Origin of the sequence: Kitasatospora sp. NPDC094016, assembly GCF_040304045.1 — a bacterium.
Lineage (GTDB): Bacteria > Actinomycetota > Actinomycetes > Streptomycetales > Streptomycetaceae > Kitasatospora.
Genome location: NZ_JBEOUK010000009.1, coordinates 34,381 through 48,797 on the forward strand (window position 1 = coordinate 34,381; position 14,417 = coordinate 48,797).

Annotated in this window: 14 protein-coding genes and 2 pseudogenes; 6 read left to right on the plus strand and 10 right to left on the minus strand. The window is 69.9% G+C overall.

Annotated features, from left to right (window positions below; translation table 11 throughout):
• Window positions 1–36: 36 nt before the first annotated feature.
• From ABT015_RS11535 to ABT015_RS11545, 3 genes and pseudogenes are all read right to left on the minus strand, one after another.
• A pseudogene (locus tag ABT015_RS11535) lies at window positions 37–576 on the minus strand (thiolase family protein); the annotation flags it as partial.
• Window positions 573–1,373, minus strand: coding sequence for a fumarylacetoacetate hydrolase family protein (locus ABT015_RS11540; RefSeq protein WP_350878555.1), 801 nt, complete (start codon window positions 1,371–1,373; stop codon window positions 573–575). The pseudogene ABT015_RS11535 and the gene ABT015_RS11540, both read right to left, overlap by 4 nt.
• Before the next feature lie 241 nt (window positions 1,374–1,614).
• Window positions 1,615–2,526, minus strand: a complete 912-nt coding sequence (locus ABT015_RS11545; RefSeq protein WP_350878557.1) for an aminoglycoside phosphotransferase family protein — start codon at window positions 2,524–2,526, stop codon at window positions 1,615–1,617.
• A 528-nt stretch (window positions 2,527–3,054) separates the two neighbouring features.
• Between ABT015_RS11545 and ABT015_RS11550 the strand changes: the two genes are divergently transcribed.
• Both ABT015_RS11550 and ABT015_RS11555 read left to right on the plus strand, forming a co-directional pair.
• Window positions 3,055–3,477 (plus strand): hypothetical protein, encoded by a 423-nt coding sequence (locus ABT015_RS11550; RefSeq protein ID WP_350878559.1) that lies wholly within the window; start codon window positions 3,055–3,057, stop codon window positions 3,475–3,477.
• Between the two features lie 885 nt (window positions 3,478–4,362).
• The gene (locus tag ABT015_RS11555; protein ID WP_350878561.1) at window positions 4,363–5,565 is read left to right on the plus strand and encodes an IS110 family RNA-guided transposase; all 1,203 of its coding nucleotides are present in this window, start codon (window positions 4,363–4,365) and stop codon (window positions 5,563–5,565) included.
• A gap of 25 nt (window positions 5,566–5,590) precedes the next feature.
• On the opposite strand, the pseudogene ABT015_RS11560 reads toward ABT015_RS11555, so the two are convergent.
• The 5 genes and pseudogenes from ABT015_RS11560 to ABT015_RS11580 form a co-directional block, all read right to left on the minus strand.
• Window positions 5,591–6,117, minus strand: a pseudogene (locus ABT015_RS11560) (GNAT family N-acetyltransferase).
• Window positions 6,118–6,352: 235 nt separating this feature from the next.
• Window positions 6,353–6,697: a hypothetical protein gene (locus tag ABT015_RS11565; protein ID WP_350878562.1), complete on the minus strand. Its 345-nt coding sequence runs from the start codon at window positions 6,695–6,697 to the stop codon at window positions 6,353–6,355.
• Window positions 6,698–6,967: 270 nt separating this feature from the next.
• Complete coding sequence (locus ABT015_RS11570; protein WP_350878563.1) at window positions 6,968–7,297, minus strand: hypothetical protein; 330 nt, start codon at window positions 7,295–7,297, stop codon at window positions 6,968–6,970.
• 679 nt (window positions 7,298–7,976) lie between these two features.
• Complete coding sequence (locus ABT015_RS11575; RefSeq protein ID WP_350878565.1) at window positions 7,977–8,153, minus strand: hypothetical protein; 177 nt, start codon at window positions 8,151–8,153, stop codon at window positions 7,977–7,979.
• A gap of 89 nt (window positions 8,154–8,242) precedes the next feature.
• Window positions 8,243–8,794 (minus strand): MauE/DoxX family redox-associated membrane protein, encoded by a 552-nt coding sequence (locus ABT015_RS11580; RefSeq protein WP_350878567.1) that lies wholly within the window; start codon window positions 8,792–8,794, stop codon window positions 8,243–8,245.
• 363 nt (window positions 8,795–9,157) lie between these two features.
• Here ABT015_RS11580 and ABT015_RS11585 point away from each other — a divergent pair, with 363 nt between their 5' ends.
• Complete coding sequence (locus ABT015_RS11585) at window positions 9,158–10,027, plus strand: endonuclease/exonuclease/phosphatase family protein (protein WP_350878768.1); 870 nt, start codon at window positions 9,158–9,160, stop codon at window positions 10,025–10,027.
• Window positions 10,028–10,158: 131 nt separating this feature from the next.
• Window positions 10,159–11,013, plus strand: a complete 855-nt coding sequence (locus ABT015_RS11590; protein ID WP_350878568.1) for a DUF6895 family protein — start codon at window positions 10,159–10,161, stop codon at window positions 11,011–11,013.
• A 9-nt stretch (window positions 11,014–11,022) separates the two neighbouring features.
• On the opposite strand, the gene ABT015_RS11595 is transcribed toward ABT015_RS11590, so the two are convergent.
• A complete protein-coding gene (locus ABT015_RS11595) occupies window positions 11,023–11,403 on the minus strand; it encodes a hypothetical protein (RefSeq protein ID WP_350878570.1) in 381 nt (126 codons plus the stop codon).
• Window positions 11,404–11,836: 433 nt separating this feature from the next.
• A complete protein-coding gene (locus tag ABT015_RS11600; protein ID WP_350878571.1) occupies window positions 11,837–12,307 on the minus strand; it encodes a hypothetical protein in 471 nt (156 codons plus the stop codon).
• A gap of 289 nt (window positions 12,308–12,596) precedes the next feature.
• On the opposite strand from ABT015_RS11600, the gene ABT015_RS11605 reads away from it, so the two are divergent.
• Together ABT015_RS11605 and ABT015_RS11610 are read left to right on the plus strand one after the other, a co-directional pair.
• Window positions 12,597–13,043, plus strand: a complete 447-nt coding sequence (locus ABT015_RS11605) for a hypothetical protein (protein ID WP_350878573.1) — start codon at window positions 12,597–12,599, stop codon at window positions 13,041–13,043.
• A 1,010-nt stretch (window positions 13,044–14,053) separates the two neighbouring features.
• Window positions 14,054–14,407, plus strand: coding sequence for a DUF4190 domain-containing protein (locus ABT015_RS11610; protein WP_350878574.1), 354 nt, complete (start codon window positions 14,054–14,056; stop codon window positions 14,405–14,407).
• Window positions 14,408–14,417 lie beyond the last annotated feature (10 nt).

Sequence of the window (14,417 nt, forward strand, 5' to 3'; positions counted from 1 at the left end):
CTTCGCGGAGACCGCGGCCAGGTGGGCTTCGGTGGTGCCGAAGCGCCGCATGTGGGCGCGGGCCAGGGAGGCGTAGATCTCCATGAACACCGACCGGTCGCCGTCCACGGAGAGTTCGGGCGGCAGCGGGTCGGCCAGGGCGGCGAGCGCGGCGAGGGTCTCCTCACGGTGGGCGACGTCCATGGCGCCGTCGAACACCGCCAGCCCCTGGGCGGGGTCGGCGCAGACGAGCTTGTCCACGCCGACGGCGAGGGCGACGTCGGACAGGCCCGCCCGGACGTGGGCGATCGCCAGCCACAGGGCGGTCGCGCCGCCCGCGCAGGCGTTCTCCACGTTCACCACGGGCACGCCGGCGAACCCATGAGGGCGCAGGGCGACCTGGCCAGGGATCATGTGCTGGCCGTCGATCGCCTTCTGGCTGACCGTGGCGTGGAACACGGCGCCGACATCGGCCGGAGTCAGCCCGGCGTCGCGCAGCGCCTCGTGCGCGGCGAGGCCGGCGAGGTCGCCGGCGCTGTGGTCGAGGCGGCCGAAGCGGGTGGAGCCGACGCCGAGGACGAGTGCTTCGCGGTTCATGACACCACCCGGTTGCGCAGCACGCCCAGCCCGGAGACCTCGAGTTCGACGGTGTCACCGAGTTCCAGGAAACGGCCGTGCTCCAGTCCGCAGCCGGTCGCCACGGTGCCCGAGCACAGGACCTCTCCCGGGTGCAGCCGGGTCGACCGGGAGGTGAAGGCGATCATGTCGGCGAAGCTGTGGTGCATGTCGGCAGAGGTGCCCCGGCTGACCTCCTCGCCGTTGATGCGGGCGGTCGTGGTGAGCCGGTACGGGTCGCCGACCTCGTCGGCGGTGACGATCCACGGGCCGAGGACGTTCGAGCCGGTGAAGTCCTTGCTCTTGCTCAGGCCCAGCCCGGTGGTGATCTCCTCCAACTGGGTGTCGCGGGCGCTGAAGTCGTTGAAGACCGTGTAGCCGAAGATGTGCGCCTGGGCGTCGGCCGCGGGGATGTCGGTGCCGCCGCGGCCCAGGACGCAGGCGAACTCCAGCTCGTAGTCCCGCACGGAGGAGTACGGGGGCCAGTGGATGTCGCTGTCGTGGCCGGTCACGACGAGCCGGTTGGCCAGGTAGTAGAGCGGCCGTTCGAACATGACGGCGGGCAGCTCGACCCGGTCGGCCGGGATTCCCTGGATCCGGGAACGGGCGTTGCGGAAGTGGCCCATGAAGCTGCCGAAGTCCCGGATCTGCACGGGCCTGGGCAGCGGGGACAGCCAGCGCACCTCGGCCGCGGCGACGACCGCTTCGGACGGCGCCAGTGCGGCGAGCCGCTCCAGGGTCTGCCGCACGGGTTCGCCGCCGTCGATGACGGCCTGCATGGTGGCCAGCGCGGGGGCGGGCCGGTGGCCCGGCGGGTGGCGGCGGTGGCACGGGTCCGGACGGTGAAGGGGGGATGTCCGCCGTCCGGACCGCGCTTTCGACCACTGGTCCGCTTCTCACTCCGATCCGTCTGTGTAGACCCGCTGCGCCCGGATTCCTGTCGGTCCCTCCGGTAGGCCTTCGGGGTCGACGGTGGCCGGTCTGGGTCGGCGCCGGCCGTTCCACGGGGCGGGGCGGGGGTCAGGTGAGTGCTTCCACGATCTGGGCGCAGCGCGCCGGGTCCTCGGTGAAGCCGGCGCGTAGGCCCCATATCCAGTACTCGACGGCTCGCAGTAGTGCCCATGTGCGGGCGCGGTCGGGGTCGAGGTCCGCGGCGTCGGTCAGGGCGTCGATGGCCCATTGGACGCGGGAGGGGCCGAGTTCGTCGAACCGGCTCCACAGCAGGGGTGCGACCTGGTACTCGAGGACGCCGCGTACGATCAGCGGGTCGACGACGGACCAGTGTCCGTCGGGGGTGCGCAGGACCTGGTCGTAGTGGAGGTCGTTGTTGACCAGGACGGTGTAGTCGTCGTGGGACAGTTCCTCGGCCAGGTCCAGTGCGTGGTGGAGGGTGTGTCGGGGTATCGGGCGGCCGAGTTCCTCCCACTGGGTGGGGAGTTCCCGTCGGTGGACCGCGGCGATGTCTGCGGTCGTGCGCAGGCTGTGGGGTGGCTCGATGGCCAGTTGCCGTAGCAGTGTCCCGATCACGGGGACGGCCTGTGTCAGTGGCACGTCGCGCAGTGGACGGGTGTGGTCGAGGCGTTGCAGCAGCATGACGCCTGCCGTGGTGTCGGTGTCGAGCAGGCGGACCGCGCCGTGGCCGTTCCACAGGCGCAGGGCGAGTGCCTGGTCCTGCATCTGCTGGTCGGGCCACGTGACTTTCAGTGCCAGTGGCTCGCTGTCCCGGCAGACCGGCACGACGAGGCTGTTGTAGCCGTGCATGGGTGGCCCGTCGGGCTTCAGGTTCCAGTGGTCGCACCATTGGGCGACGGTGTCCGGCAGGGCCGTCAGCCAGCGGTGGCCCGCTTCGCCCTCGTGTTGCCAGCGGCCGAAGGCCCGAAGGGACTCGGGTACCTGCGTCAGGCGGTGTTGTTGTGGGCTCGCGGAAGTCACGGTGTCTCCATCCGGCGTCTCCGTTGCGGTCTGGTCCAGGCCTCGTTGTCGGGCCCTTTCCCCGCTGATCGGTGCGGTGCGGTGCGGTGCGGTGCGGTGCGGGTGCGGGTGCGGCGAGGCGCAGTTCGGTGCGGTGCGGTGCGGTGCGTCCACAGGGACGGTCGGGTCGACAGGAGATCTTATGCATCGGATGCCCTTGCCTGTCAGGTCAGTTCACCCCGAGGGCCGGAGAACTCCCGTACGGATCCAGGACGGGTGTGCCTGTGCGGAGGTGCTTGTGCCGCCCGTCGGCCGTATCCGTGGCCTCATGGGACAGAACACTTGACGCTGGCCGTTGTGCGGCCCGGGCGGGCGGCTGCCGGGAAGCGCTCCCTGGCCGTCCCTGCACCCACCCTGCACCCGGGAAGCAGTCTCCGACCGTCTCACGGCCTGGGTGGGCGGCCGCCGGGCCCGGGTTGTGCAACAGGTCGTCAACAGGTTCCGGTGAAACGGCCACGCGACCGTGGCCCGTGGGCGGATCATGTTCGGGTGCCGATCATTGCGAACCCGCCCCCGCCCCCGCCCGCCAGGCCGCCGTCCTGGGAAGACCGGCTGGAGGCCTGGGTCGGGATATGCGCGGCCCGACTGGCCTGGTGGGGCCACGACTTCACCGACGGCGCGTGGCCCGACACCGAGGACCTCGCCGTCCTGCTCTCCCGGACCGTGGACGAAGTCGCCGAGATCCCGTCGATGCGGCCGGCCCACCAGGCCCTGACCGCCGCCCTCGCCCGCGTCCAGGCCGCCGAACGATGGCTCCGCCCCTACAACGCGGTCTCTCCCTCCATGGCCTGCCACCACCTGCGCCAGGCCGCCGAAAACCTCCACGCCGCCCACCGCCACCTCGCCGACACCGCGCCCCGAGGCCGTCCCAGCCTTCCACCCCGGCGGGACCCCGCTTCCCCAAGCCCCTGACCACGCCAACAACCCGCCCCGCCGCCAGACGGACCGGCCACCCGGCCACCCGGTAATGGACCGTCAACCCGGCCCGCGAGGAAAGGAGGCGGCGAGGGCGCGAACGCGACGACAGGCGGCGAAGCGGGGCAGCGACGCGGAGGCAGGGAACAGGCAGGCCACGAGGCCGGCCCGGGACACCGGGCTCGCCACCGTCCTGGCCATGACAGGCACGCCGACCACGCGGGGCACAGCAGGCCCGGACAGCTCGGCCCCGGGCAGCCCCCCTTCTGTCTCATCCGGTCGGAGAGCGTAGTGCGGCAGCCAGGGGCGGTCCTGGCCGGGGGACGGCCGGCGCGGGCGGTCACCGACGACGGACCGGGGCGACGGACAGGCTCTCCCCGTCCCCGAGGCGGGGCGGTGACGACGACCGACAAGACAACCCCGACAACAGGCCACGGGCGGCGGCGCCGAAGAGAGGCGCTCGCAACGGCGTCATCCCCGGGGGCAGCAGAACGGGACGGCCGACGCCTGCCACAACGACGGGGCGTGGCCGGGGACGGTGGGAGGGCTGTGGGAACGAGGCCCGGTCGGGTGGGGCGCAGCCGGGCAGGCCACGCGGCGCAGGGCGGTCCCGATGGCGCGGCGCGGGAAACGGGAGATCTTCCTGTCGTGGATGGCTTCGGGGGGTTACCCGGGCGGGAGTGCGCCGAAGAATTTCCGGTCCGGCGGTGCAAGCATGATCCGGGGGGTGGTGTCACCGGGCACCGGAGGCACCGGTAGACCGCTGATTAGGGGCACGACCGCCGGCCCGGCGACGGGTACGGCAGGCCTTCGTAACGTGGATGCCGGCATCTGGTGCCGTAGGTGAGGCCGGGGACACGAGCGCGTCAGCGGAGGCTGTTGGTGATCGAGATCAGCGAGGTGGCCGTCTTCCTCGGCCTGGACGTCGGCAAGGGCGAACACCACGGGCGGGGCCTGACCCCCGCTGGCAAGACCGTCTTCGACAAGCGGCTGCCCAACAGCGAGCCCAGGCCGCGGGCCCTGTTCGACAAGCTGAACGCGAAGTACGGCACCGTGCTGGTGATCGTCGACCAGCCTGCCAACATCGGCGCTCTGCCGTTGGCCGTCGCCCGCGACGCGGGCTGCCTGGTCGCCTACCTGCCCGGCCTGACCATGCGGCGGATCGCGGATCCCTACCCGGGCGAGGCCAAGACCGACGCCCGCGATGCGTTCATCATCGCCGACGCCGCCCGCACCGTGCCCCACACCCTGCGCGCTCTGGCCACCACAGACGAAACCGTCGCCGAGCTGGACATGCTCGCCGGGTTCGACGACGACCTCGCCGGCGAGGTCACCCGCACCGCCGACCGGCTGCGCGGCTTGCTCACCCAGATCCACCCCTCGCTCGAACGCGTCCTGGGCCCACGCATCCAACACCCCGCCGTGCTCACCATCCTGGAGCGATACGGCTCCCCGGCACTGATCCGCAAAGCAGGACGCCGCCGCCTGGTCACCCTGATCCGGCCCAAGGCACCCCGGATGGCCGAGCGCCTGGTCGAGGACATCTTCACCACCCTCGATGAGCAGACCGTCGTCGTCGCGGGTACCGGCGCGGCCGCCACCATCGTGCCCAGCCTTGCCGCCCAACTACGCGCGCACTTGTCCCAACGCGCAGCCCTGGAAAGGCAGATCGCTGACCTGCTGGAGGCCCACCCTCTTTCGAAGCTCCTGACGTCGATGCCGGGGATAGGCGTCAGGACTGGCACTCGCATCCTCATCGACGTCGGCGATGCCAGTACCTTCGTTACCTCCGGCCGCCTCGCCGCCTACGCCGGTCTGGCCCCCGCCTCCCGGAACTCCGGATCCTGCATCCGCGGCGAACAACCCTCCCGGCGAGGAAACAAGCAACTCGAACGAGCCTTCTTCCTCGCCGCGTTCGCCTCCCTCGCAGATCCGGCCTCCCGCACCTACTACGACCGCAAACGCGCCCAGGGCAAGACCCACACCCAAGCGCTCCTCTGCCTCGCCCGAAGACGCGTCGACGTGCTGTTCGCCATGCTCCGCGACGGCACCTTCTACGAATCACGACCCGCAGCGGCATCCTGACCTGGGGCGCGAGGCAAGCCGAGCTCTACAAGGAGGGACCTTCCCCCTCCGGCAGGCGGACCGCGCCGTCCGGCGGATCCACCTTGCCCAACTCCAACTCCCCGACCTTCTGATCCCCGCTCATCTCCCCCGTCGGCCGGAACCCCAGCCCCAGATAGAAACCCTCGGGGCCGTCCTCGCCCGGATGCCAGGTTGTGGTCAATCGGGTGCCACCACGGCGGCGGATCTCGGCGGCCACGGACTCGACCGCGAAGCGGCCATATCCGCATCCCTGTTCGCCGGCCGCAATGTTGAGCCGCCACAGTCCCGAGCGGATGTCGGCGCCCTGCCGTCGCCCGCGAAGTCGATGTCAAGGAAGGCCATGAGGAAGCCGACAGGCCGGTCGCCGTCGAAGATGATGCGGGGCCAGGCTATGCCTGGGTACACGTATGCCTCGGCGAGGGACTTCACCACCGGCGCCACCAGGTGCTCCTGGTCGGGGCGAACCTTCAGGCCGATCGCGACATCGAAGTTGGCGGCAGTGACCGTTTCCAGGCGGAGCGTAGTCGTCATGCGGGAACCGTAAGCCAGCGGATCAAGTGGTTTTTCTGGCGTCGCACGCCTCCCGCAGGCGACGGCACCGCTGACCTCCTGCCAGCCCCAGGCGCTGGGCCAAAAGGGGACGATTTTGGGCCGACCACGGCGCCCGACGCTTGACGAAAGAGATAGGGGCACCCCCCGCCCCAGGGGGCAAAGCGAGCCGGGGCAGGCCACGCAGCCGCCGCGGAACAGCCAGGACGGGGTTGGTTCAGGGGCTCGGGCGGTTGCGTCTGGTGGCCGTGTGGAGAAGGCGCAGGGAGGTGGCGAGGCCGGCAACGGCGGCGGTGGCCACGAGGATCATCGTGGGCTGGAGGGCGTCGTCGGGGTCATGGCCGCCGGTGACGCGTGAGGCCTCGGGGTCGTCGGCTGCGACTTCCAGCGGGAGCGTCGCACCGATGCCCGGTGACCTGACGCCGTGCGGCGTGAGGGAGCCGGTGCTGTGGTCGCGGTCGGCAACCCGGTAGGTGAGCGTGTACCTCGTTGCGCCCTTCATGGCCACAGCAGCGGTGGTGGTCGCGTCCACCCGTGGCGGTGCGGCGTCGATGCGGCTCACCGCCCGCCACTGCGACAGCGCCGGTGACCGCGTCGAACGCGGAGCACCGGCGGTCGGGCTCGCCGGCGTCCTCGGCGGCCGCGCGGGCCCAGCCGAACCTCTCCTGGCTCTGCGGGCCTGCGATCCGAAACAGCGCCGCGAACCAGTCGTCGTGCTCGGGGTCGGCGTGGGCCAGGGCGCGGGCCGTCGACTCGTCCGGCGTGAGGTGGGACGCCGGGTTTCGCCTCCAGGCCGGTGACGACCGCCCGGTGGGCCGGGAGCCACACCGCCTCAGTACCGGCACCGGCACCGACACCCCAGCGGCCGGACGTCGTCCGCGCAGTCGAAGTGGAGCGGCCTGACGAACACCCGCTCCTCGGCCAGCCACCCGACCGGCAGCAGCTCCCCGCCCAACACCAGCCCGTCCCCGTGCCCGGGCACCGGGTAGGCGGCCGCGTAGTCCGCGGCGGCCTGCTCCGGGGTGTCGTGGAGCATCGCTTCCCGGGTGGCCTGGTCGCCGATGAAGTGGTTCTCGTACATCGCCACCCACCGGTCGCCGAGGCCGGGCAGGCCGCGCTCGACCCAGCCGACCTGGTGGCCCTCGCCGAGGACGAGGTACACGTCCGGGTTGACGGTCCATCCGGCCAGCGACCACAGTCGCCGAACACATGTGGATCCAGGGCGACGGAGGCGTCGATGTCCGACAGCCGGCGCAGCATCGGGTCAGTCGGGACCGTGACCTCCCTGGGCTTCTGCGCGGTGGGCGCGGCCGGGTCGAGGTCGGGGGTCGGCTGCTGGGCCAGGCGGCGGTCCACCAGCTCGCGCAACGCTCGCTCGCCGGCCGGGACGACCAGGGCGGTTTCCGCCCGGGGCGCTTCAGCGCCTTCCGGACGGGCCTGGCGGCCGAAGGGGGCCTGCCCCGCGGGCTCCGAGGTTTCTCCCCGGGGCGGCATGGCGGGTGCTTCGGTGCCGGGTATCGCCACCCGGTCAGCAGGCACGACGGCCGGCTCCGTCTCGACGGCATCTCGGGGGACCGCCCCGGTGTCCGCCGTTTCGCCCCAGGGTGAAACGGCGGCCGCCGGGGCAGTATCAGCGGGCGCGCCCTGCCAGGTCGGGTGAGCGGCCAGGATCCGTTCGGCGGGCTCGCGGTGGCGGGCGGTCAGGGCGTAAGCGACGTAGAGGACGTCGTCCAGGGCCTGGCGGGCCAGGGCGGCATTACCGCTACGGGCCGCGCGGTCGAGCTGGAGCAAGAGCAGGAGCGCCCTGTCCTGGCGGCGCATCTTGGCGAGCGGTCCGCTGTCTACAGACAGTCGGTTTCGCACTCAAGCAGGCATCCGAATGGATCCCTACCGCTGCCCACACACTTCTCCTGGCAGGCCGCCAACTTGACCGGGTCCGTGCACTTGACCCGGAACCGGGTCTCCGGAACGACGAAGGCGAGGATGCCGGAGAGCATGGTGCGCAGGGTCTTCATCATCGATCGCATTCTTTCGTCTTCCCACAGCTACGGAGTCTCGGAACGGTCGTCACGCCACCTTCCGGCCGCGCGGCCGGGGTGGGCGGCGGTTACCCCGACGCCCGGCGAGCCACCGTCCGGGCGGTCGCTGCTACAGCAACGCCGATGGCCGCGAGAACGAGGCCGGACCGGACCTCGCCGCCTGGTCCGACAACGCCGTCGACCGACCACGGACCTGCTCCGTGGTCGGCGGCGAGTCGGTGAACGAACAGGGCAGCGCTGATCAGTACCGCGTTTCGGGCCAGCATCGACCAGCGCACGGCTGCGGACCTACGCGCGAAGCCGAAGCAGTTGCAGGGCACTCGTTTCCCTCGCAGGAGGGTGACCGCGACGACCACGGTGAACAGTGCGAACAACCCGGTGGCTGCGACGGCCATCGGCCGTGTCGCTGCACCGAGCATCAGCGCGGCACCGACGGCGACCTCCGTGGCCGGCAGGGCCCGACTCACCATTGCGGAGAGCCGCGGTCCCGCCATGTCGTATGCGAGCACCGCCCGCAGCAGGCTGGTCCGCCCCGCCCTCAGTTTGGCCAGCCCGGCGGCCACCAGCACGCCGCCCACGGCGACCCGCACCACGGCTTCCAGGACCTGCCACCCACTCATATCCGACGCTCCCGAGATCGGCTCATGCCTCGGACTGTAGGTCGCGCCACGGCGGGCGGCATGCCTGGCCACGCGACCGGGTGACGTCGATCCACCACCGGGATGCAGCCATCGCCCCGAACGCGTTCACGACGGGGCAGTGGAGGAATGCTGCTGCCGGCATGCGGAGAGACACGTGCTCTGCCGCGGATTGCCGCTCACCGTCTCGCAGCGGTGACCCCCAAGTACCGTACCGCATCGGTCGGATGACGTTCGGGAGGCAGGACGCGAGGGCGATCGGGCCGCACGGGCCGCCCTCCGGCACTCCTTCCCAGTCGTGAAGGTACGTCATATATGCAGCGTTGTTTGCGTGTTCGAGTCGACATGGAGAGTCCGTGTGCCGCCCTGGTGCGTGGACGGACGGAGGATCAGGATGCGGGTGCTGACGCATGGGCCCAGGACGTACGTGCCGGGCTATTCGGGAACGCCGGTTTCCTGCACGGCCATGATGTCGTGGTGTTGCAGGAGATGTTCTCCGACGCCCCTGCCGGCCATGTGCTCGGCGCGCTTTCCGAGCAGGGGTACAAGTATCAGACACCGGTGATCGGCAGGAGCACGGACGACTGGAACGCCACCAACGGCAACTACAATCCGCTTCTGGAGAACGGTGGCGTGGTGATCGTCTCCACCTGGCCCCTCGTCCATAAGGAACAGTTCATCTACCGGGACGGCCACGGGGCGGACTGGTGGGCCAACAAGGGCTTCGCCTACGTCATCCTGAACGTCGCCGGGAAGCGCGTCCATGTGGTGGGCACGCACACCCAGTCGGACGACCCGGACGACCAGAAGACAGCCCGCGAAGTCCGGGCCAGGCAGCTCGTGCAACTCGACTCCTACCTGACGAGCCTGTCGATTCCGAGCGCAGAGCCGGTCGTCGTCGCCGGCGACTTCAACATCGACGGCCACACCGAGGAGTTCGACGACCTCCTGAAGAACGCACGGCTGGACCGCCCGGACCACCGGCTTGGCCCGCCCTACTCGTTCGACACCACCGAGAACGACGTCGCCGCGTACCGGTATCCCAAGGACCCTCGGCAACTACTTGACCACGTACTGCTGCGCACCGGACACACCCGACCCTGCGCGACGTGGGACAATACGGTGATCAAGACCACGTCCCCCTCGTGGTCTGCGCAGGGCCACCAATTCACCAACTACAGCGACCACTACCCCGTCCTGGCGGGGGAACAGTGATGCCCGCTCGTGAACAGCCGCCACGCGGCACCGCTCGCCCGGCCTCCACCCCACCGCACGAACCACACCCCGCGCCCGCACTCGTGGCCGACCCGACCCGTCAGGAGGCCGGGCGGGTTCTGCGGGCATGGGTGGAGACACACCTGGACCGGTTCTTTCCGCCCGTGTTCACCACGCGTTGGCCGGTCGAGATCCACCGACTCTGCGAGCTGTCCCTCATCCTGATGTCCGTCCGCGAGTCCCGCTGCGCCATCGACGGCGGCTATCCCTCCTGGGCGGACCGCATCGCGCGCGAATGCCAACACCGGCTGTCCCGGTCACGGTCTCAGCCGTGGCGGGCACCCACCGCGCACCTGGCCCCGGACCGGACCGGGAGAGCGGAAGGCATGCTCGTGTTCACCGCGCTGCAACGAGCCACAGGACAGCTGCCCGGCGTCTTCACGCCCGTCCCCTCCTTGCGGAAGGCGCCCACAACAGCCGCCGGAGCATTGGATTTTGACGCAGCGCTCGCGGCGGATCTGCGCGGGGCACGCGACTGTCGCGGCGATATGCAATCGGTCCTGGACAGCCTGATGCGCCGATACCCGGACGGCCTGGACGCGGCGGGACGCGGCGACTTGTACGACCTGACCCACACCGTCTTCTACGCCACCAGGTTCGGAGGACGCGACCCGGCCTGGAGCGAGACCCATCGTGCCTGGGCGGAGAAGTCCACAGGATCAATGGCAGCCACTCGATGCCGACTTGGGGACTACGACCTCGCGGCGGAGCTGACGGCGGCAGCACTCTGGGCAGGCGCACCACTCGACGAGGACCACCAGGAAGTCATCGACACCTTGTCGGACCACGCGGTTACGACCGGCCAAATCCCGCCGTGGTCCGGGCAGTTCGATCCAGCCCGGGACCACTTCGGCAACGGCTACCACACAACGTTGACCGCACTGGCCGCGCTGGTGGCCGCAGACTCCGGGCAACAGGCGGGATGAGGTTCTGAATCACTCAACCGGGCCGTCGCAACCACCTGAGCTTCCGAGACCGATGTGAAAACCCTCCGCACTGAGCCCGATGAGCACATCCTTGCCTGCGTCGTCCGGCGACAATTTGCACCGGAACCGCTCACGCCCTGTATACGATTTACCGCCCGCAAAAAACGTGATAGTCCAGTCGCACTCGTCTTCGCTGAGCGGGCCGGTCCGATACTTCACGTCATAGAGGTAGACCTTTCCATCCAGGCCGTGGGGCAGGTTTTCCACCGTCCTCGTCCGACGGTCTTCGCCACTACCGTCAAACAGGTGCTCGTATCCGACAGTGATGCTGTCGATCTTCTTCCCGTCCGCCATATTGTTCCACACGTACACCGGGGCGGTGTAGGACATGATTCGAACTCCCCTTCGCGTAATGTGCGACATATCCGCTTCGGCCGGCTATCGAAACGTGGCTGGCAAGCCTGGCGATCCATCCGGAAACGTCACTCTGGGCGGTGTCGGATCTTCTCGCGAATTGCGGCCCGGTGAGCATGGCGGGAGCCGCAAGGCAGTCAGCCAGGCCTCGCGCCGGCGATGGTCGTGGCGATCGCACCGACCGCCGACCCAGGTCCGCCCGCCGGCCTGCGGCCCCACCTCTCGGACGGCCCGCGAACCCGGCGAACCACCGAGGCGGCGATCGAACGACCGTCGCCGCCTCGGGCCAACCCACCGGGGCGGCATCCACGCCTTCTGGGACGGACACCCGAACCCTGTCGGTTCGCCGCACCCGAGACGGAGACGGGCCGACCGGGGCGGTCGCTATCGGGGGTCCGCCCAGCAGCGGCTACTTGATGGTCTTGTCGCAGGCACTCGACTTCGGGGGCTTGACGTTGAGATTGGTCTCCGTGAAGCTCATCACGACGGTCCCCCCGTCGTCGTCGGACTGCAGTTCACAAGTGAAGCCATCGCTGGTCTTGTGCGTGGTATCGCCCTGCGTGTACTCGAGGTACCAGTGGTCGGAGTCCGAGTGGATCGCTCCGGTCTTGTACTTGGCGTCGAACACGTACTGCTCGTCGTTCGGCGCCATACCCTTGATCGTTTTGTCGACAAGATAGGAATCGCCGCCGCAGTTGTGCTTCACGGTGACCGAGTCGATGGTCAGGCCGGTGCCATTGCGCAGGTGAACCAGACACGAACGATCCGTCATGATCTTCTCCTTTCGGGTCGGCGCGGGAACGCCGATGAACTTGGGCTGCCATCCATTTCCGCCCAAGCCTTCCCCGAACTCCGCCGCTCGTATGGTCTCGTCGCGCATCGGATCCGCATCAACGCACCGGATACCGGGCGCGGGCACCGCTGCCCCGGAATTCAGCCTCCGAACGCCGAGCGGGTGACGCCGTGGAATCCCCTCGAACGGTGGACAACGTCCTTGCCACATCGCTGCCTTGGAATGAGTCCGTGTGGAGGACGACATGCGAGATCCGAAACCCGGGAATCCGACCGTCAACCCCTCTCTCACGACAAGGAGTCCCCCCGTGCCGAACCAGCGCTGTCGCACCGTCCGCGTTTCAAGACGAACCCTCAGCCGAACCATGGCTGTAGCCGTGAGCATCCTGTCCTTGACCGCGCTTCCCACCGCTGAGGCCGCCGCATCATCCGGTCGGACGCTACCTCCGGGCGACATCTGCGCACAGGACGAATCCGTCGTCCCCGCCACTACTGTCCACACCCAGTTCCACTTGCAGGATCTGGGTGGTGCACTCGGGGACATCAACCTGCTCTGCGGAACCCCGTCCTCGTACGGACTGCGACACATCGACGACGGCCATCATCCAACGACCGGCGACCTGGACGTACTCTCCTTGCTGACCTGTATCAACAACGTTGCAGGCACCAGGCACCCGGTGCTGAGCTACGGCAAATGGCAGTACGACAGAACCGACGCGCGTGGGACGTGGCGTGTGATTGTCGACCCGAACTACTCCAGTGTCACCACAGCGTTCCGCGTCGGCACGGGCCATAGGAACGACGACTTCCACGACTGCCTCTGACCGTCCCACCGCTGTCGAGCTCCACCACGACCTGGTCGCCGCCGTCACGGATTGCCACTGCGGCGGCACGGTCCCGTTCGGGGTCCGCACGCAGCGCGTCCGCGCCGGCTGGGCTTGCCTGCTCCAGCCACCAGATGTCCGGGCCGTACCGGAGCGCCTCCAGTTCGGTGACGACGCCGGCGATGTAGCTGCGGTGTGGCAGGTGGCCGCCGCGCTCCTCTAGGACCTTCGGGACGGTCTTCTCCTTTGTGGGCGTGGCGCAGACGTTGAATCTGCGCCGGTGAGTCAACGCGCGGGCCGCAGGCTGGGCACTGGGGCGATATCAGAGGTGCGGGCCGATGAGCAGCACGGTGAGGACCGCCTCCTGGCCGTCGGCCTGTCGGCGGGTGGCGGCGTCCGAGCCTCAGGTCCAGTAGATCCGCCAGGCGGCGCCGCTGGTCTCGATGTAGGAGTCGAAGACGCGGCAGCCGGGGTGGCCAGCGCGACCGTGTCGCCACCGGGACCGTCGGGGTTGTGTGGGTGGCTCACTCGGGGCCCCGGCGGGGAAGCAGGGCGGACAGGGTCAAGGACGCCACCGGCCCACGCCGAGCGGACCGGCCGACTCCGGCACCGGCGCGTCCAGCAGGCAACGGCCCCGCGCGATCAGCACCCGCCCGGTGGTGCGCGCCGGCCCGGCCGCGGCGAACCAGCCCCGCCCACACCACCAGCACCAGCCCGCACCCCGTACGGGCCAAACTCCCACAGCAGCACGGGCAGCACGGCGAACGGCAGCGGCACCGTGCCCGCCACCGCGCCGAGGAACACGAACAGCACGCCCGTGCAGGTGGAGCCGCGTAGCAACGGCCGGATTCCTCAGGTCATCGACGCCGAGTATGACGTCCCGCACCCCCGCCCTCCTCCCCCGATCGGGGGAGCACCGTTTCCCTCCCGCCCGGGAGGCGCGCACAAGGCGCCGTGTTCCAGGATCGGTCAGGCCCGGAGCGACCGGGCCGATCACGGAAGGACAGCGGATGCACACCCCTGGAACGACGGCCGCCCGGCCCGCAGCAACACGCAACACCCCGGCGACGGCAGCCGTGACACTGGGCACGCTCGGCCTGTTCACCTCGTTCGCGGTCGTCGGCGCCCTGGCCGGCGCCGCCGGCCTGGTCACGGGCACCATCGCCCTGCGAACGTCCGGACACACCGGCACCGGCCGGGGCCGCGCGCTCGCCGGCCTGCTGCTCTCACTCGCCGCGATCGCGGTGTCCGTCCTGGCCGCCGCCTTCCTCGCCTGGTACGCGAACCACACCCAGGAGTGCTACCGCCCCGACGGCCTCCACCAGTACGTCCAGTGCGTCCGCCGCAACCTCTCCGGACACTGACCGCGCCGGA

What these genes read in the sequence shown, in the direction of transcription:
- ABT015_RS11580 (WP_350878567.1), bottom strand. Translation starts at nt 8,794, where the DNA reads ATGAGTGGGTGGCAGGTCCTGGAAGCCGTGGTGCGGGTCGCCGTGGGC.
- ABT015_RS11600 (WP_350878571.1), bottom strand. Translation starts at nt 12,307, where the DNA reads ATGCGCGACGAGACCATACGAGCGGCGGAGTTCGGGGAAGGCTTGGGC.
- ABT015_RS11610 (WP_350878574.1), top strand. Translation starts at nt 14,054, where the DNA reads ATGCACACCCCTGGAACGACGGCCGCCCGGCCCGCAGCAACACGCAAC.
- ABT015_RS11585 (WP_350878768.1), top strand. Translation starts at nt 9,158, where the DNA reads ATGGAGAGTCCGTGTGCCGCCCTGGTGCGTGGACGGACGGAGGATCAG.
- ABT015_RS11540 (WP_350878555.1), bottom strand. Translation starts at nt 1,373, where the DNA reads ATGCAGGCCGTCATCGACGGCGGCGAACCCGTGCGGCAGACCCTGGAG.
- ABT015_RS11595 (WP_350878570.1), bottom strand. Translation starts at nt 11,403, where the DNA reads ATGTCCTACACCGCCCCGGTGTACGTGTGGAACAATATGGCGGACGGG.
- ABT015_RS11575 (WP_350878565.1), bottom strand. Translation starts at nt 8,153, where the DNA reads ATGATGAAGACCCTGCGCACCATGCTCTCCGGCATCCTCGCCTTCGTC.